The organism is Aliirhizobium smilacinae (assembly GCF_006335145.1).
Lineage (GTDB): Bacteria > Pseudomonadota > Alphaproteobacteria > Rhizobiales > Rhizobiaceae > Neorhizobium > Neorhizobium smilacinae.
The window spans coordinates 127,421-145,289 of the sequence record NZ_VDMN01000003.1 but is presented as its reverse complement, the minus strand read 5'-3'; the positions used below and the strand labels follow the sequence as shown (position 1 = coordinate 145,289).

At 58.7% G+C, this 17,869-nt stretch carries 18 protein-coding genes and 1 tRNA gene; 6 read left to right on the top strand and 13 right to left on the bottom strand.

Going from position 1 to position 17,869, the window contains the following annotated elements; translation table 11 throughout:
- The first annotated feature begins 209 nt into the window (after positions 1 to 209).
- The gene (locus tag FHP24_RS15375) at positions 210 to 1,262 is read left to right on the top strand and encodes a threonine aldolase family protein (protein ID WP_139677113.1); all 1,053 of its coding nucleotides are present in this window, start codon (positions 210 to 212) and stop codon (positions 1,260 to 1,262) included.
- A 70-nt stretch (positions 1,263 to 1,332) separates the two neighbouring features.
- Here the strand turns inward: FHP24_RS15375 and FHP24_RS15370 are convergent, their stop codons facing one another.
- Entirely contained in the window at positions 1,333 to 2,187 is an 855-nt protein-coding gene (locus FHP24_RS15370; protein ID WP_139677112.1) for a LysR family transcriptional regulator, read from the bottom strand.
- A 102-nt stretch (positions 2,188 to 2,289) separates the two neighbouring features.
- On the opposite strand from FHP24_RS15370, the gene FHP24_RS15365 reads away from it, so the two are divergent.
- Complete coding sequence (locus FHP24_RS15365; protein ID WP_139677111.1) at positions 2,290 to 3,288, top strand: bile acid:sodium symporter family protein; 999 nt, start codon at positions 2,290 to 2,292, stop codon at positions 3,286 to 3,288.
- 13 nt (positions 3,289 to 3,301) lie between these two features.
- Here the strand turns inward: FHP24_RS15365 and mazF are convergent, their stop codons facing one another.
- From mazF to aztD, 4 genes are all read right to left on the bottom strand, one after another.
- Complete coding sequence (gene mazF, locus FHP24_RS15360; protein WP_139677110.1) at positions 3,302 to 3,640, bottom strand: endoribonuclease MazF; 339 nt, start codon at positions 3,638 to 3,640, stop codon at positions 3,302 to 3,304.
- Positions 3,637 to 3,879 (bottom strand): AbrB/MazE/SpoVT family DNA-binding domain-containing protein, encoded by a 243-nt coding sequence (locus tag FHP24_RS15355; protein WP_139677109.1) that lies wholly within the window; start codon positions 3,877 to 3,879, stop codon positions 3,637 to 3,639. The genes mazF and FHP24_RS15355 overlap by 4 nt, the downstream gene beginning before the upstream one ends.
- Positions 3,880 to 4,018: 139 nt before the next feature.
- Complete coding sequence (locus FHP24_RS15350) at positions 4,019 to 4,501, bottom strand: Hsp20 family protein (RefSeq protein ID WP_139677108.1); 483 nt, start codon at positions 4,499 to 4,501, stop codon at positions 4,019 to 4,021.
- Positions 4,502 to 4,901: 400 nt separating this feature from the next.
- Positions 4,902 to 6,137, bottom strand: a complete 1,236-nt coding sequence (gene aztD, locus FHP24_RS15345) for a zinc metallochaperone AztD (protein ID WP_139677107.1) — start codon at positions 6,135 to 6,137, stop codon at positions 4,902 to 4,904.
- 154 nt (positions 6,138 to 6,291) lie between these two features.
- On the opposite strand from aztD, the gene FHP24_RS15340 reads away from it, so the two are divergent.
- Complete coding sequence (locus FHP24_RS15340) at positions 6,292 to 7,263, top strand: alpha/beta fold hydrolase (RefSeq protein ID WP_394344634.1); 972 nt, start codon at positions 6,292 to 6,294, stop codon at positions 7,261 to 7,263.
- A 12-nt stretch (positions 7,264 to 7,275) separates the two neighbouring features.
- Here FHP24_RS15340 and hisN read toward each other — a convergent pair whose 3' ends face one another.
- Positions 7,276 to 8,052 (bottom strand): histidinol-phosphatase, encoded by a 777-nt coding sequence (gene hisN, locus FHP24_RS15335; protein ID WP_139677105.1) that lies wholly within the window; start codon positions 8,050 to 8,052, stop codon positions 7,276 to 7,278.
- Positions 8,053 to 8,376: 324 nt separating this feature from the next.
- Positions 8,377 to 9,264, bottom strand: coding sequence for an N-formylglutamate amidohydrolase (locus tag FHP24_RS15330; RefSeq protein WP_139677104.1), 888 nt, complete (start codon positions 9,262 to 9,264; stop codon positions 8,377 to 8,379).
- Positions 9,265 to 9,444: 180 nt separating this feature from the next.
- Between FHP24_RS15330 and cpdR1 the strand changes: the two genes are divergently transcribed.
- Together cpdR1 and FHP24_RS15320 are read left to right on the top strand one after the other, a co-directional pair.
- Positions 9,445 to 9,810: a response regulator CpdR1 gene (cpdR1, locus tag FHP24_RS15325; RefSeq protein ID WP_112457710.1), complete on the top strand. Its 366-nt coding sequence runs from the start codon at positions 9,445 to 9,447 to the stop codon at positions 9,808 to 9,810.
- 213 nt (positions 9,811 to 10,023) lie between these two features.
- A tRNA-Val gene (locus FHP24_RS15320) sits at positions 10,024 to 10,098 on the top strand.
- Between the two features lie 346 nt (positions 10,099 to 10,444).
- Here the strand turns inward: FHP24_RS15320 and FHP24_RS15315 are convergent.
- Complete coding sequence (locus FHP24_RS15315; protein ID WP_139677103.1) at positions 10,445 to 10,645, bottom strand: hypothetical protein; 201 nt, start codon at positions 10,643 to 10,645, stop codon at positions 10,445 to 10,447.
- Between the two features lie 215 nt (positions 10,646 to 10,860).
- Positions 10,861 to 12,900, bottom strand: coding sequence for a methyl-accepting chemotaxis protein (locus FHP24_RS15310; protein WP_139677102.1), 2,040 nt, complete (start codon positions 12,898 to 12,900; stop codon positions 10,861 to 10,863).
- 291 nt (positions 12,901 to 13,191) lie between these two features.
- On the opposite strand from FHP24_RS15310, the gene FHP24_RS15305 reads away from it, so the two are divergent.
- Positions 13,192 to 13,428, top strand: coding sequence for a hypothetical protein (locus FHP24_RS15305; RefSeq protein WP_139677101.1), 237 nt, complete (start codon positions 13,192 to 13,194; stop codon positions 13,426 to 13,428).
- 62 nt (positions 13,429 to 13,490) lie between these two features.
- On the opposite strand, the gene FHP24_RS15300 is transcribed toward FHP24_RS15305, so the two are convergent.
- From FHP24_RS15300 to FHP24_RS15285, 4 genes are all read right to left on the bottom strand, one after another.
- Positions 13,491 to 13,664 (bottom strand): DUF1328 domain-containing protein, encoded by a 174-nt coding sequence (locus tag FHP24_RS15300; protein ID WP_112457707.1) that lies wholly within the window; start codon positions 13,662 to 13,664, stop codon positions 13,491 to 13,493.
- 71 nt (positions 13,665 to 13,735) lie between these two features.
- Positions 13,736 to 14,785, bottom strand: a complete 1,050-nt coding sequence (locus FHP24_RS15295; protein ID WP_139677100.1) for an ABC transporter ATP-binding protein — start codon at positions 14,783 to 14,785, stop codon at positions 13,736 to 13,738.
- Positions 14,782 to 16,350, bottom strand: a complete 1,569-nt coding sequence (locus FHP24_RS15290; RefSeq protein ID WP_139677099.1) for an ABC transporter permease — start codon at positions 16,348 to 16,350, stop codon at positions 14,782 to 14,784. The genes FHP24_RS15295 and FHP24_RS15290 overlap by 4 nt, the downstream gene beginning before the upstream one ends.
- An 89-nt stretch (positions 16,351 to 16,439) precedes the next feature.
- Positions 16,440 to 17,465 (bottom strand): iron ABC transporter substrate-binding protein, encoded by a 1,026-nt coding sequence (locus tag FHP24_RS15285; protein WP_394344630.1) that lies wholly within the window; start codon positions 17,463 to 17,465, stop codon positions 16,440 to 16,442.
- Positions 17,466 to 17,869 lie beyond the last annotated feature (404 nt).

Below are 17,869 nucleotides of genomic sequence, written 5' to 3'. Positions count from 1 at the left end.
TGCCACCACAAATTTCTAAGCAGCCGCGGACACTCTGTTGCCAATGTCGCAGCTTGTGCGCAATTTAATTACGTCATCCTGCGCTTCGATTGCATTTCATTGCCTACGCAAAAGGTCATCGGGCTACCCATGGGCTTAATCGTTGCACCAATGCCAAAAAGTCTTAATGTCCGATGCCGTCCCTCCCAACAATACCAAGGTAGCTTTCCATGTTCTTCGCCTCCGACAATTGGGCAGGAGCCCATCCTGCCATCAACGAACGTTTGTCGAAGGAATCGACCCGTTTCGCTGCGGCTTATGGAACAAGTGATCTCGACCGGGCGATCGAGCAGCGCTTCAACGAAATCTTCGAAAAGGAAGTCGCGGTCTTTTTCGTCGCCACCGGCACGGCAGCCAATTCACTGTCGCTTGCCAGTATTGCTCGTCCGGGCGGCTTGACCTTTTGCCACACGGAAGCTCACGTGATCGAAGACGAATGCGGTGCGCCGGACTTTTTCTCGGGCATGCGCATGGTCGGCGTCGAAGGCCCCGCCGGCAAGATGCTGCCGGAAAATCTCATTGAACGCATCGCACGTTATCCGCAGGATTCGGTCCACCATGGTCGCGCCGCCGCCGTCACCATGACCCAGGCGACCGAAGTCGGCACCATATATTCGCTCGACGAAATCGACGTGATCTCGAAGATCGCCAAGGACAATGGTCTGCCGCTGCATATGGACGGCGCGCGTTTTGCCAATGCTCTCGTTTCGCTCGGCTGCTCGCCGGCCGAAATGACCTGGAAACGCGGCGTCGACGTCCTCTCTTTCGGCGGCACGAAGAACGGCTGCTGGTGCGCCGAGGCGATCGTTTTCTTCGACCCACAGCTCGCCAAGGACTTTGCCTTTCTGCGCAAGCGTACAGCCCAGCTTTTCTCCAAGTCGCGCTTTATCGCGGCGCAGTTCGAAGCCTATCTGAAGGACGACCTCTGGATCGGTCTCGCAAGCCACGCCAACACCATGGCCGATCGCCTGCGTACCGGCTTCGGCTCTCTGAACAGCGCCCGCCTCGCTTGGCAAACTGAATCCAACGAAGTCTTCGCTGTCCTTCCGAAGGCATCCGCAAAGGCAGCGTCGGAACAGGGCGCAAAATTCTACGACTGGCTGGAACCCCGCGACATCCCGGAAAAGGTCGGCAAGGACGAGGTCCTCATCCGAATGGTGACGTCCTTCGCCACGACCCAGGAAGACGTGGATCAGTTCCTGTCGATCTGCGCCTCCGCCTGAACACACCACATCTCGCTTAACGACAGCCATCGATTCCTGCCAAGGCAGAGAGATTTTGTCGGGAGGCCAACTAGATCGATTGCGGCACGATCCGTGCCGCAATCAGACTCGACAGTGCTTCGACCATCACGGCATCGGCGCCGCGTCGCGGGATCAGCACGAACTCGACGTCTTCGAGCCGTGGCAGGCGGTCACCGGCGATTTCCCGCAACCCCTCCGGCACCATGCTGCGCGGCTGAACCATCACGCCCATGCCGGCACGCGCCGCGGCCGTCAGCCCGCTCAGGCTGCCGCAGGTGCAGACGACGCGCCAGGCAAGCTTTTCCCGGTCCAGCGCCTCCTGCACCACTCGTCGCGTGATGGAAGGAGGCGGAAAGGCAATCAGCGGCAGCGCCGTGTCTTTGGCCGGAGCAAAATGAGGATCACGCGCCAGCCACACCAACGGCTCGCGATACAGGAACTTGCCATGCGTTTCGCCGATATGCCGCTTGGCGAGCACCAGATCCAGATCGCCGGCATCCTGCATCTGGTTGAGCACAGCTGACAGCGCCACCGTCAGCTCCAGATCGACCAGCGGATGGAGGCGGATGAAGTCCTCCAGAATGCCTGTCAGCCGGTTGGCGACGACATCTTCCGACACACCAAGCCTGAGGCGTCCGCGCAGGCGAGTTTCGCCAAAGAGCGACAGGACCTGGCCATTGAGATCCAGCATCCCGCGCGCATAGCCGACAAGCGCTTCACCATCCACCGTCAGCCTCACCTGATGGGTGTCGCGAAACACAAGCTGGCGTCCCAGCGATTTCTCCAGCCGCTGGATATGCTGCGTCACCGTCGACTGCCCGACCCCGAGCCTTACCGCCGCCTCGGTGAAGCTGCCCGTCCGCTGCAACATGAGAAAACTGTCGAGATGATGAAGGTTCAGCATCGCCATTTCATTTCATGATAACTGTTAATGGTTGAATTCTAATTCACGATAAGAGAAACCACAACTGTTCTACCTTGAAGGGTGCAGTCTGAGGATCATGTGATGAAGCGTTTCCTGCCCGACCAATATACGATGATGCTGTTGGGGACCGTGATCCTCGCGTCTATTCTCCCCATTCACGGCATCTGGGCGGACTGGTTTGCGATTGCGACGGACATCGCAATCGGCCTGCTTTTCTTTTTGCATGGCGCGCGCCTGGCACGCGACACGGTGATCGCCGGCGTCCTTCACTGGCGCCTGCACTTGACGATCGTGCTCACCACCTTCGCCATTTTCCCGCTTCTGGGGCTGGCTCTCGGTTTCATTCCCGAAAGCATCCTGCCGGCGCCGCTTTATCTGGGAATGCTGTTTCTCTGCGTTTTACCCTCGACGGTACAGTCGTCCATCGCCTTCACCTCGATGGCCGGTGGCAATGTTCCGGCCGCCATCGTCGCCGCATCCGGCTCCAATATTCTTGGCATGTTCCTGACCCCTGCCCTGATCGCACTTCTGCTGTCGACGACCGGTGGCGGCGGCGTATCGCTCGATGCGCTGGAAAAAATTGCGCTGCAGCTGCTCGCACCCTTCATCCTCGGCCAGGTGCTGCAGCCATGGATCGGCGGCTGGATCCGCTCAAAGAAAAAGCTGCTGACGCCTTTCGACCGCGGCTCTATCCTGATGGTGGTCTATCTCGCCTTTTCGACTGCCGTGATGGAAGGCATCTGGCAAACCTTCTCGCTCACCGATATCGCGGTTGTCATCGGCCTCGACATCCTCCTGCTCGCAACCGTTCTCTGCATCACCATGTTCGGCAGCAGGCTGCTCGGCTTCAACAAGGAAGACGAGATCACCATCACCTTCTGCGGCTCGAAGAAGTCGCTGGCAAGCGGCGTGCCGATGGCCAACGCCATCTTCGCCGGCAACTCCGCATCGATCGGTGCGATCGTGCTGCCGATCATGCTGTTTCACCAGATCCAGTTGATGACCTGCGCAGTGCTGGCACAGAAATACGCCGAGCGCCTGAAGGCAAAGGAACTGAAGGCGGAACCGGCAGCGGCTTAGATTTCGATAATTTTCAGGGTTTGCCGATCAGGGCTACGGCCTTCGCTCTGATCTCGCGAAGCTCGGCACCCGAAACGACGCCCTTGCGCTGTGCGTTTCTAGCCTTCCAATCAAGGCTCTTAACCTGGTCGGCCAACACAACACCGCCTCGGTTGCCGGCAACCGGCCCTTCGAACGGATAAGCTTTGACTTTCGTCGTCAGCGGGCAACAGAGCATCCACCCAAAGCGGTTATAGGCTGACGGGCTAAGGACGACAGCCGGCCGTCTGCCGGCTTGCTCATGTCCGCTTTGCGGTGAGAAATCGAGCCAGACGATATCACCCGCCTCCGGCACATAGCTCGCAGCACTCATAGGGCTTCCGTGCCCACCGCAGCGCCAAAGTCGGCTTCCTTATGCTGGTTTTCCGAAGTGATGCCGGCAAGCAACTGTTCGAGGTCGACAACATCATTACTCACCGGCTCAATGATCACCCGGCCATTTTCTTCGGTTATCTCCACAACCGTGTCGATTGTCAGGTTGGCTGCCTCCATGATGGCAGCTGGGATGCGAACGGAAGCGCTGTTACCCCACTTCTTCACGGTCGCGCGCATTGAAATCTCCGGTGTAGCAACAATGTAGATACATCAGGGCTGACCACAAGACTGGTCAATACCTACAAAAACGCCCCCTCCTCGGAAGGAAGGGGCGTCGGCTTGCAGTCCTTGATGGGAGGATCAGAGGACGAAAGCGTTAGTTCACCTGCTGCGGAGCAACCTGGGCTTCGATCGTTTTGGCCGTATCGCCGGCCTCGGCTGCAATCGAGATACGGCGCGGCTTCATCGCTTCCGGGATGTTCCGCACAAGATCGATATGGAGCAAGCCGTTCTTCAGCGAAGCGGTCTCGACTTCCACATGGTCTGCGAGCTGGAAGCGACGCTCAAAGGCGCGCTTGGCGATGCCGCGATAAAGAAACTTGTTCTGATCGACACCATCTTCCTCGGCTTTTTCGCCCTTCACGGTCAGCGCATGAGCCTGGAATTCAATCGAAAGTTCCGTTTCGTCGAAGCCGGCGACAGCCATGGTGATGCGGTAGGTGTTTTCACCGGTGCGCTCGATATTATAGGGCGGATAGCTCTGCCCCTGATCGCCAAAGTTGCGATTGTCGAGAAGATTGAAGAGGCGGTCGAAACCGACGGTGGAGCGGTAAAGCGGAGAGAAATCGACGTGGCGCATAATGTCCTCCATTGAAGCGACGTTGCGGTTTTCACTTGGGCATCCTCATCCCGTAATGGCGATGAAGATCCCGTTGAGCAGACCCTTTCGGCGCCTGCAGAACCAAGATGGGAATTGCGGCCACGCCCTTCAAGACCCTCCCGCGCCACAGCTGCCTTGCCAGTGAATGCCGTATGAACGGCCGGTTTTGCTGCGGTTCAGCGCCACCTTGCTAGAAAGCAGGCTCTGGAAGGCGGCATGCCTCCTTCGGCCGAAGCATCATTCGTCCCTTCGCTTCGGTCAGCCTTGCCGGAACCGCGCTGTCATCCCCGTGTCGCCGGTTCCGGCCCTCTTTTTCTCAGAAAGAGCATCAACGAGCGCCGGTCAGGCCGACGCTCGCTCGAATCCATAGAGCGGCTTATCAGTGTACCGCGCCAGATCCTCCGGCCGCCACGAGACCGAACGGCTGCCCCTCCACAGCGATCGTGCGCACCTCCTTCAGGTTGTCGCCATCGACAATGCGAACGAGGCTTTTGCGGGGATCGGTAACGGCGATCTGATCGCCGGCAACGGCCAGCCTTGGACGCGCATCACGCCAATGCCCGTCCTTGCTGTAAGGCTCCGTAATCGTCTCGCTTTTGACAATCTCACCTTTCACCACGTCGATCAGGTGCAGCTTGCCATCTTCGGTCAGAACATAGGCGCTGCGCGGATCGGCAGGATCGAGTGCGAAGTCGACCCGCCGCGTCGGCAGCTCGATCAGGCGATAAGTCTCATCCGCACTGTCCGGATCGACGAGCACGATCTTGTCCTCCCCGTAATTGCCAAGGAAGAACTGCATCGATTTTCCGCCGAGCAGCGTGGAAACCTTTCCTTTCGGCAACTGGTCGCCATACGGCAGCATTTCGAGCTTCGGCCCATCCATGCCACCCGGACGCGCCACGAGAACGCCCTCTTCGCAACCGAAGGCAACGAGACGCGCGGAACTGGCCTCACCATGCAGGCCGGTGCAGGTTGCGATCTCGCCGACCTGCTTTCCATCGCCATCGACAACGCGCAGGCCGAGCCTCGGCGGCAACTCGCCTTCAGTCACGGCCACCTCGGTGTTCGGCACGGAGACGAGAAAATGCTTGCCGGCCGGAACGGCAACACCGTGATGCGCCGCGATGGTGTCGAAGGCTTTCAGCTCTGCATCTCCTTGCGCCAGAGACTCCTCACTGACGAGATCGAACTTCGCCTCCCGATCGTAGAAGACGGCAACCTGATCGCCATGGGTAACGACATGACCGGGCTTCTGTCCCTTGATCACCGTCGAGGTCAGTTGCGGCTCATTGATTTCGATATCTCGATGCTCGCCATGATCCGACAGGGAAATTCCGGACGAGATGGCGTGAACGACATTCTCGTCACCCTGCACAGCGAAAACCGTACGGCCGCTGTCGCTCAACGAAAGAGCAGCATAACCTTCAAGATCGAATTTGCCGATCTCCGTGCCGGATACGAGATCGATGGCGCGCACAACCGGCAGGCTGTGATCGGCAACGAAAAGCCGCCAGGTCTCAGCTTTTTCTTCTTCTGCAAATGCAACCGGTCCAAACACCGCACTGGAGGCGAGAAGGGCAGCCGACAACGCGGCGGCACGCAACAAATGGGACATAACCTCTCCTATATGTAATAACATTACAAAATCTGCGTTATACAGTTACACCCACCATGTCCACCCTTCGCAAGAAGCGCAGTCGCGGAAGCAGCGATTTTTGCTTGACCTCTCTGCACACTCGCCTAACGCTGAAAATATGAGCGAGAACCAAATCAGCGACGATATCTTCCGTCTCACCTCGGCCAATCCCGCACCGGAGAATTACTCCGCGGGCTATTTCACCGGCCACCGCGGCGCAAAAATCCGTTACGGTCTGTTCCGGTCGGATGTCGTGCCGGCACGCGGCACCATCGTGCTGGTCCAGGGGCGCAACGAATTCATCGAGAAATATTTCGAGACGATCCGCGACCTGAACGCCATGGGCCTCTGGGTCGCGACCTATGATTTGCGTGGCCAAGGCGGGTCGGATCGCCTGAAGAAGGATCCGAAGAAAGGTCATGTCCGGCGCTTTTCCGATTACGAAAAGGATCTGGAGATCTTTCTGGAACAGGTCGTGCTGCCGGATGCCCGCCTGCCCTTTTTCCTTGTCGCCCACTCCACCGGAGCGCTGATTGCCCTTTCGGCTGCACCACGCCTGTCGAACCGGATCAGTCGGATGGCGCTCGCTTCCCCCTATATCGGCTTCCACAATCAGCCCGCATCGGAAAAACTCGCTCGCCCGCTGGCACGGTTGCTCTCGTGGACCGGACTTGGCGGCACCCAGCTAGGCGGCGATCGGCGGGTAATCCCCTTCGAAGGCAATGGATTGACCGGCGACAGGACGCGCTTCGAACGCAATCTCGATCTCTACCGCGCCTTCAAGGATCTGACCGTCGGCGCGCCGACGGCAAGATGGGTCCACGAGACACTGAAAGCCGCAACCCGCGTTTCGCTACAGACCCACCTGACCGAAATCACCATCCCGACCCTGATCCTCGCGCCGATGCTCGACGGCGTCGTGCCTTATCGCCTGCAGGAAAACCTGTCCCGCAATTTTCGCGCCGGGCAGCTCATCACCGTCACCGGCGCAAGACACGAACTGTTTCAGGAAAAGGATATCTACCGCGCCCAGGCCATGACGGCGATCGAGACCTTTATGCCGGGCCTTGATGGCGGTTTGGACCTTGCCGAAACCGCAGCTTGAACACGCCGCCTGTTATCGCTCCGCCAACAGAGCCATAGCCTGTTCATAAACAGCCTTGGATCCGGCCGCGATGATATTGCCACCATTCTCCGGCCGCCCGCCGTCCCAGGTCGTAATGATACCACCCGCCTGTTCGATGATCGGAATCAGCGCGCCGACATCATAGGGCTGAAGGCTGTTTTCGACCACCAGATCGATATGCCCCGCAGCCAGCAGCGCATAGGCATAGCAATCGCAGCCATAGCGGAACAGCCGCACCTTCTCTTCGACAGAGCGATAGCGCGCAAGATCCTCGCCCTGAAAGATATGCGGCGACGTCGTGAAAAGGATTGCATCGGAAAGCGACCCGCAATCACGCACCGAAATCTGCCGCTCGCCATCCGGTCCCGAATACCAGGAACGGATGCCATCGGCGAAATAACGCTCGCCGATGAACGGCTGGTCCATCAACCCCATGGTCGCACGACCGTTGGAGCGGAAACCGATCAGAGTGCCCCACACCGGCAGGCCGGAAATGAACGCCCTCGTTCCGTCGATCGGATCGATCACCCAGACATGCTCGCGATCGAGGCCGATATTCCCATGCTCCTCACCAAGAATGCCGTGATCGGGAAAGCGTTCCTCGATCAGCGCCCGGATCGCCGTCTCGGCGGCCCGATCCCCCTCCGTTACCGGATCGAAACCGCCGGCAACCTTGTTAACAACCGAAACTCCCGTGCGGAACCGCGGCAGCGTTTCACCTTTGGCGGCATCGGCAAGCGCATGGAAGAAATCGCGGTCAGGCAACATCGGCGGATCCTTGGATTATGAAGTGAAAGCATGAGGCAATGGCAGGACACGTCTTTCATAAGACCTCTTGCTGCCAAAGAAAACCGCCTTCGGTGCCATCGCCTTAATCATAACGCACAAATATGATGCAATTTTAATCACAGAAAAAATATGCTTGACAAATGTGCATATCTAGCCGTATTTTCTTAATCACAGTCTTTGACTGTAAATACCCTCCTTGGGTGTTTCCTCCCTAGACTTAGCCGCGCGATGAGCGCGGTTTTTTTTCCCCTCATCACAGCCATCGCTGCCGGGCGCCAAGCTATCGAGACAGGTTAAAACGAGTTATTCGGCCGCGAGCGCATCCGCGCCATCGGAAAATTCGCCGACGAACTCGGCCATCTGGCGCATGAAGGTAGACAAAGCCGCCGCAACCAGCGGAAATTCCGCCTTTTTCTCAAGCGTTATCTCATCGACATAGAGGCTGCGGTTGATCTCGATCTGCAGGGCATGCAGGCCGCGTACCGGGCGACCGTAATGCTCGGTAATGAACCCGCCCGCATAAGGCTTGTTGCGCACGGCCGAAAAACCCATGTCGTCGAAGAATTGCAATGCTGCGCGGGAAAGCTCCGCCGAGGCACTGGTCCCGTAACGATCGCCGATAATGAAATCCGGCCGGACATCTGAACCCGAAAGCCGGATATTGCCCGGCATCGAGTGGCAGTCAATCAGGATGCCCATGCCGAATCGCGCATGGGTGCGGGCGATCAATTTGCGCAGGCAGGCGTGATAAGGTTTATAGATCGTCTCGATTCGAGACAGCCCCTCATCGACCGACAGCCGTTTCCGGTAGATATCCATGTTTTCGGCAACGATGCGCGGGATGGTACCCAGCCCTCCGGCAACCCGCATCGAGCCGATATTCACATAGGGCGGAAGCGGCCCGTCGAACATGCGCGGGTCGAGTTCGTAAGGTTCCCGGTTGACATCCAGATATGCACGCGGGAAGTGCGCGACGAGAAGCGGCGCCCCCAGTTCCGGGGCGTCGGCAAACAGCTCATCGACGTAATGATCGGCCGAACGGCGGATGGACAGGGAGTCGAGACAGCTGCTTGCGAGGAAATCCACAGGAAAATGGTTGCCGCTATGCGGTGAATTAAAGACGAAGGGGATTGTCTGCGCCGCCGGTTCTCTGACCTCGAACCCTTGAAAATCTGCCGCGGACTGATCCATCCTGCCTTTACCATGTCACGAACAAGTCTGATGTGGCATGTTGCCAGTTGCCCGACGCCAAGTCCATACTATGTATATCCCACCAAACGCCGTTCCATGCCGGTTAAACGGAAATTTACCCTAAGCAGGCATTATGGACAGCTCATACAACCTCAGGCATGCACGGATACGGTCCCGACGATGATACAGAAAATCCTTCTCGCCGAAGACGACAACGATATGCGCCGTTTTCTGGTGAAGGCACTGGAAAAGGCGGGATACAAGGTCGCCTCTTTCGACAATGGCGCAAGCGCCTATGACAGGCTGCGCGAAGAACCCTTCTCGCTCCTCCTGACCGACATCGTGATGCCGGAAATGGACGGCATCGAGCTCGCGCGCCGCGCGACCGAACTCGATCCGGACCTCAAGGTGATGTTCATCACTGGCTTTGCCGCCGTTGCGCTGAATTCCGACTCGAAGGCACCGAAGGACGCAAAGGTTCTTTCCAAGCCATTCCACCTTCGCGACTTGGTCGATGAAGTGAACAAGATGCTCGCAGCAGCCTGAAGCATTTTTTTCAGAATCAAGCACCTGATCGAGCCGTCCATCCGGGCGCCTCATCTGTTTTCAGGCATCGTAGCGATCGATCCAGGCACCGCCCGCGATCATCCACAGCCGCCAAAATACCGGAAATGCGGGACTGTCAAAAAAGCTTCGCATTTCCTCCAAAAAACCAGTTGACGGCCCGATCACTGTATGGTCTATGCGCCGACATCGGATGGGCGTGTAGCTCAGCGGGAGAGCACTACGTTGACATCGTAGGGGTCACAGGTTCAATCCCTGTCACGCCCACCATCCGAACCTTCGCAAGGCCTTGTTTCGACAGGGCCTTTTGCATTTCTAGATAAGGTGCAAATCTATCGATTGCGGTCTGCAGTATCCACTGAGATCACTGGACAACCAGCTGCGCTGCCCCTCGTGTTCTTCGCTTTTTAGACCCATTACGAGACCCTGCTCCGCAATGAATACTTCCATGCGTAGTGCCCCTCAGGTTTGATGAACCTGAGCAACCAAAGTGTCTTAACCCGAAGAAGCCACCCCTCGAATTGCGCTCGTGAAAACCCTTGTGCATCATCGGCCATGGATAGGGGCACCCCACCCCAAAACGCTCCCGCGACGCCCGGCTTTAGGCGCCTTCCGCTCAGCCCTCCAACTTTGTCAGGATCCATTGCAGTAGCTGGACAAAGTCTCTCGCCATCTGCGCCAGGTCATCGATCATCAGGGATATCCGGTAGTGGGCGTAGATGGCCGCCAGCGTAAGGACCAGCATAACCAGCCATGGCCATATCGGCCTGCGCTTTGGTGGCGGCTTATCGCTTTCGACAGGATCACTGACATTCATGGACCATCTCCCGCTGACGGGACGACACGCTTTGCGCTTGCCGACCAACTCCGTATCCTGACTGCCCTGCTTGGCGGACTGTCGTCAACACCGGCAATCCATCGGTATAACCGGGCACGCTCACCATCCATTTCTAAAGTGATAAAAGAAAAGCCCGACCTGCGATGCAAGCCGGGTTGGATGAAGACAGGGCCTTAACGCGTATAGGACGCGAATCAGAATTCTTCCCAATCATCCGCAGCATTGGCCGCTGCAGGGCTCGGACCTGACATCTTGCCTCCGAATGCATGCGAAAGCTTGTCCGCCATATGGTGCGCCGGCGACGCTTTCGGCCGCGAGCGTTCGTCGGCAGAACGGACGGATAACGACCGGCGCAGGCTGGCTGCAACCGAGGCGCCGTGCGCCGAAAGCTGAGGCGCCTCAGCCGAGGTGGGCTTACCCATATCGAGGTGTCGGGCGTGCGCATCACCCAGCTGGAACTGCGAGACGAGTTCACGCAGCCGCCCGGCTTCGCTGGCAAGCGTCGCACCGGCGGCATTGGCCTCCTCCACCATCGCGGCGTTCTGCTGCGTCACCTGATCCATCTGGTTGACCGCGTTGTTGACCTCGGCAAGCCCGGTCGACTGTTCACGCGCCGATGTGGCGATCGCGTCCATGTGCTGGTTGATGGTCGCGACATAGGCCTCGATCGTCTTCAGGGCATCGCCCGTGGCGCTCACGAGCTTTACGCCGCTGCCCACTTCTGCCGAGGAGTTGCGGATCAGATCCTTGATCTCCTTTGCAGCGGTCGCGGATCGTTGTGCGAGTTCGCGGACCTCCTGGGCGACGACGGCAAAGCCCTTGCCCGCTTCTCCGGCACGTGCGGCTTCGACACCGGCGTTGAGTGCCAGCAAGTTTGTCTGGAAAGCGATGTCATCGATCACGCCGATAATGCTCGAAATCTGGCTGGACGATTGCTCGATCCGGCTCATCGCCCGGACGGCATCGGCGACCACCGCTTCGGAGGTTCGAGCGCTTTCATTCGCCTGGATGGCAACGGTGCGTGCTTCCTCGGCACGTTTGGAGGAGTTGGCGACATTCGCCGTGATCTCGTCCAGCGCCGCCGCGGTTTCTTCGAGAGAGGCCGCCTGTTGCTCGGTCCGTCTCGAAAGATCGTCAGCGCTGTGGCTGACCTCGCGGGCACCGCTGTCGATCGATCCGGTTGCGGTCGTGACTGCTGCGAGCGTATCGCAAAGCTGCTCCACGGTGCGGTTGAAGTCGGCACGCAGACTTTCGAAATCCTCGGCGAAGGATTTGTCGAGGCGAAAACTGAGATCACCGGAGGCCAGATGCTTCAAGCCTTCCGCCAGCCCCTGCGTTGCCTCGGTCATCGCCACAGATCTCCGGCGATCCTGCTCGGCCGTCCGGCGCTGCTGCTGTTCGCTCTGGTCCCGCTCACTGGCCGCGTCTGTTTCCAGCGTAAGGGCGCGCAAACCGCTTTCCTTGAATACAAGCACGGCGCGCGCCATGCCACCGATCTCGTCCTTGCGCTCGCCACCCGCGACATCTGCGGAGAGATCCCCGCCCGAGAGACGCCCCATCGTCAGGCCCAGCGCCTGAATGGGATGCACCAGCCATGTCCGGATCGCGACGAAGCTGATCGCCGAAATGATGAGGAGCGCCGCAAGCACACCGCCGATCGTCGTCCAATAGATACCGCGCGCATCTGCCGAAAGCCCGGCCGTGCTGTTTGCCGTCGCTGTGGCCAGCTCATCGACCTTGTCGTTGAGCGCCTTCGACATCACCTGGAACTGCGGCTGGCATTCGCGGAAGAACACGTCCATCGCGTTCTTGATGTCCAGATAGGTCAGGGCCTTGGCGCCGAGCGCGATCGTGTTGGCGCAGGACTGGTCGAGCACAGCCATCGCCTTCGCCTTCAACTCGGCAATCGAACCATCCTTCGGCAGCGATGATGCTGCATGGTCGATCTGGGCAATGAAGAGAGTACGAGACGCGGTGAGCTCTTCCTGCGCCTTCCTCTCCTGCTCCTTGGCCGTTGTCAGAAGACTGTCGCCGATCGCGCCGCGGATTGTCTGGAACGTCTGGCTGGCGCGCGACAATGAGGTCGAGGCATCGCCTTCCGTGGTCACAAGACGGGAATAGTCCGCATCGACCCTGAGGATCTGGCTGCCGGCATAATAGGCCAGCGCCAGCGTAAACAGGCCGAAGGATGCGAGAAGGACGAAGAACTTGCCGGTAATCGATATGTGTTTCATCGCAAACCTGACCAAAAGCGTGGAGGCGAAGTGGTCTCGGCGCGTTGACGCCCATAGATCGCTTAAGGTTGCGATGATGGTCCCACTCCCCCGGAACGACAATCATTTTAGCCGCAGATCTTTTACCATGGGTTAAAGCACAGACCGCTTATGCAACCTTATCGCGACAAAACCCGCTTCGGGCATGCCTAAAAGCAATAAAGCTGCAAATCCTCGCCCCTAAATTACTGTTTGGTCACTTGTTTTGGGCAATCTTCTACGAAACAAGGGCATCGATCCGAGAGAAGCAGGATGGCACAGTACAAATATTCTGACCGCCTCGTTCAGGCCAATTCATGGGCTTTCGACCAGGACTACAAGCCTGGGCAATCTGTCACCAACGCCGGCATCTATCGCTGTCGGGCCTGTGGTGACGAGATCGTCGTCGACAAGGGCGCAGCGATCCCGAAAAGCCATCACGATCATTCGCTTCTTGGACCGGTCGTCTGGCAGCTTCTCATCTTCGCCCAGAAGCATCCCGGGCGCTGACACCATCACACAGAAAAGCCGCCCTCCCCGGGCGGCTTTGTCGTTTCAAGGATCGTGCGTGATCACATGATCGCGCTGCCGGCCATCAGTGCCAGCACCAGGAAAATCAGGAAGATCACCAGGAACAGGAAGAACAGGATCTTGGCGATGCCTGCCGTCGCGGCAGAGACGCCCGAGAAGCCGAGGAAGCCTGAAATCAGGGAGATGACGAGGAAAATGAGAGCCCATTTCAGCATGGATTTATGTCCTTGATTGCGATGGCCGGATAACGTTTTTCAGTGTTCCCGGTTCCATCGCTGGAACAAATTCAGCCGAAGACGTGCGCCTCGCCCGTGACATTAAGATAGATCTCCTGACCAAGAGCGAGATCCATCGAACTTGCGACCTCGACATTGAGAACGACGTTTTCATCGTCGCGCAAAACGATGCGCACATCGCAGGTCGATCCGCGGAAACCTGTTTCTACCACGCGCCCGCGGATAGCCCCCTCGCTTGCGGTGCTTTCCTGTTCGGCGACATTGATTTGTTCGGGCCGCAACATGATCATCCCCTGCCCCGCTGAAGAACCATATGCAGACACGGGCAGATGGCCCAGCACGCAGTGGGCATGTCCATCCTTCAGCTCCGCCCGCAGGATAACCGCCTCTCCGAGGAAGGCGGCCGTGGCCGGATCAGCAGGACGGGAATAAACGTCACGCGGACGACCGGATTGCACAAGGCGCCCTGACCGCATCACGGCCAGCTGGTCGGCAAAACCAAGCGCCTCGGACTGATCATGGGTAACGAGCAGCGTCGCGATACCTTCGGCCTTCAGCACGTCACCGACGGCCTTGCGCGTGGCAGCTCTCAAACCCGTATCGAGCGCCGAGAACGGCTCATCAAGCAGCATCAGCCGCGGTTTGCGGGCAAGCGCGCGGGCAAGCGCCACGCGCTGCTGCTGTCCGCCAGAGAGCTCGTCCGGACGGCGTGATAGCATCGAGCGTTCCAGCCCGACCATCTCCATCAGTTCCGCAGCCCTGGCCCGCCTGACCGACTGTTCCTCCGTCATGCCGAAGACGATATTCCCGGCGACGGTGAGATGCGGAAAAAGGCATCCGTCCTGCGCGACGATGCCGATATTGCGCTTGTGCGCCGGCATCGCCGTCACACCTTCGGCCATCGTATCCCCGCCGATAACGATGCGGCCCGCGTCGGGCGCCTCGAAACCGGCGATCAGGCGCAGCAACGTGGTCTTGCCGCAGCCGGACGGTCCAACGACGACGGTTCTGCTGCCGCGCTCTACAGTGAGATCGACGCCATCGAGAGCCGCCACAGGCCCAAAACGTTTACGGAGCGCCTGGATGTCTACAAAACTCATCGGCCTGAAATCTTTTTCGATTGATGGTGGAGAAGCGCCGTCATCGGCAGCGAGAACAGCACCATCAGCAGCGCATAGGGTGCAGCGCCGGCATAATCGATCTCGCTGGTCAGCGCCCAGAAGGCCATGGCGAGCGTGCGAGTGCCGTTCGGCGCCAGCATCTGTGTGGCGGTCAGTTCGTTCATGATGCCGAGCGATGACAGTGCCACCGCGGCAGCAGCCCCCGGCGCCGCCAGCCTGACGGTCGTCGACCAGAGCGCGTTGACGGGAGAACGGCCAAGACTGGCCGCGGCCTGTTCCAGTTCTGCCGGCACCTGCGCGATGCTCGCGCGAAGACTGACAAGCGCCCTCGGCAGGAACATGATGACATAGGCGATCACGATCGTCGCCACCGTCTGGTAAAGCGGCAAGGCGACCCGCACGGTGACCGTCACCAATGCAAGCGCCACGACCACACCCGGCATGGAGCTGGCGAGGTAATAACATCCCTCGATGATCCGGCTTTTTCGGCTCGGGCGACGGACGGAAAGCCAGGCGATGGGAAGTGCCGCAAGCGTCGTCGCAATCCCGCCGACCACACAGATGACGAGCGTCTGGCTGAGTGCCAGACCGATCTCGTCCATTCGCCAGATTTCCGCGCCGCCGGCGATCAGCCAGTGCGACAGGGTGATAGCCGGAACACCGAGAGCGAAGGCGATAGCCGCAAGCGGCAACAACACCGAGACGTATCGCCATCGTCCAAGGGAGATTTTTCTTGGCCTCCGTGCAACCCCGGACCCGATCCGCGCATAACGCCGGCTGCCTCTCAAGCCAGCATCGAAGCCGAGCAGGACAAGGCAGCACAGAACCAGCACTAGAGCCAGCATGTTTGCAGCCACACCATTGTAGGTCGACTGGAACTGATCGACGATGGCGGTTGTAAACGTATCAAACCTGATCATCGCATAGAGGCCGTATTCGGCCAGAAGATGCAGCCCGACCAGCAGTCCGCCGCCGAGGATGGGCAGGCGCAGTTGCGGTAGCACCACGCGCCGGAAGACGGCTGTATCGGAAAGGCCGAGCGAAGCCGCCTGATCCTCAAGCGCCGGATCGAGAAGCCGCAGCGTCGCCGAGATCGGCAGATAGAGAAACGGGAAATAAGCGGTAACCGAAATCGCGATGCCCGCCGGAAGCCCGTGAAAACCGGGCCACATACCGATCCATGCATAGGAATGCACGAAAGCCGGGATCGCAAGCGGCGCCACGCAAAGCGCAGACCATATTCTGGCAAACGGCAGGTCACTGCGCTCGGTCAACCAGGCAAGCGCCGTGGCCAATAACGTGGCAAGCGGCACCGTGAACAGCACCAGCAGCAGCGTATTCGTCATCAATTCGCCGACACGCGGCCGGAAGATCAGCTGCGACGCAGCCTCCCACCCAGTCACCGCAGTCGCCCAGAAAACGAAACCAAGCGGCAGCAGCGCCAGAAATGCGATCACGATGGCCAGAACGAATGTCCCGCGTGTTCCCGATCTGAAACGGGGAAGCGGCAAGGAAAGCGGCTTGCTGTCGGCGAAAGACGTCATGGAATACCTGAAAATGACGAAACACCGCAGGTGTGCCGTGCGATGTTTCCGTTTAACTGGAATCATAGCCTCATGAAAGGCCGCAGGCTTTAGAGAATGCCGGCCGCGGTCAGCATGTCGGTAACCTTGGCATTGTTAAGCTCGGCCGGCTCGACCTTCGGCGCCTGCAGGTCGGCAAGCGGCACCAGTGCCTTGTTCGAAGCTTCGTCCTTGCCGACGGCGTACTCGAACGAGCTTCCATCACGCAGGATCTTCTGGCCGCCCTTGCCGGCAACCCATTTCAGGAAGGCCTGCGCCTGCTGCTTGTGCTTGGAGGATGCAAGAATGCCACCACCGGAAATCGAGACGAAAGCGCCCGGATCCTGGTTCTTGAAATAATGCAGCGAGACGTTCTTGCTGTTTTCGCCGGTCTTCGCCTGATCGCCGAAATAGTAGTAGTGATAGATCACAGCGCCTTCAAACTGCCCGGCATTGACCGCCTTCATGGCCGTCGAATTACCACGGATCGAAGTGAAGTTTTCCTTCATGCCTTTCAGCCACGCGGCAGTTGCTTCCTCGCCCTTCAGCTGCAGCAAAGCACCGACGATAGCCTGGAAATCGGCGCCCGACGGAGACGCGGCCCAGCGGCCCTTCCACTCGGGCTTGGCCAGATCGAGCAGCGACTTCGGCAATTTGTCCTCGGTCAGTTTCGTCTTGTCATAGGCAAAGACGGTGGAGCGCGCCGCAATACCCGTCCAGTGGCCGTTCGCCGGGCGGAACTGTTCCGGCACCTGATCGAGCGTCGCCTTTTCGAGCGGTTCGAACAGACCCTCGCCATCCACCAGCGCCATGGCCGGCGAATTCTCGGTGAGGAAGACGTCAGCGGGGGAATTTGCCCCTTCCTGAACGATCTGGTTGGCGATTTCCATGTCGCCGCCGTTGCGGATCGTCACGACGATGCCGGTCTCTTCGGTGAACGCGTCCACCCATTCCTTCGTCAGCCCTTCGTGCTGGGCATTATAGATCGTCAGACTGTCGGCCACCTGGGCCGATGCCGGCGTGGAAAAAGCGAGAACGGAAAAGGCCAGAATGGAAAAGGCGGGCGCAACGCCTGCCAGAAGAAAAGAAGTTTTCAAGATCGCCTCCATGGAAGAACCAATGGCGGTCTTTTAGCGAAACAGGAGAACAATCGTCAAGTTTAATTCGGACGAAAATATCAACAAAATCAAACTTATATAAATAAATACAATAACTTACACTTGCGGTCTGGACTACCCGGACCGGATGGGAAAAGTTCGGCAGATGCAGATTATACGTCTGAAAAAATACTCTGAGCTTGCTGCCGAACCTTCACTCGCCTGATATTGGTCAAGGGATTTGATCCACAAGTCTGACAGCCACCTGAACGCTTCACCGTCGTGATGGCCCGCAACTTTCATGTTTCTCGATCCGGCGTTTCACCCGGATGAACACGACCATATGCCTGTTCCAGCACGAATCAGCTAAGGCTAAGATGAACACATCGGGAACAAGGCCGCGG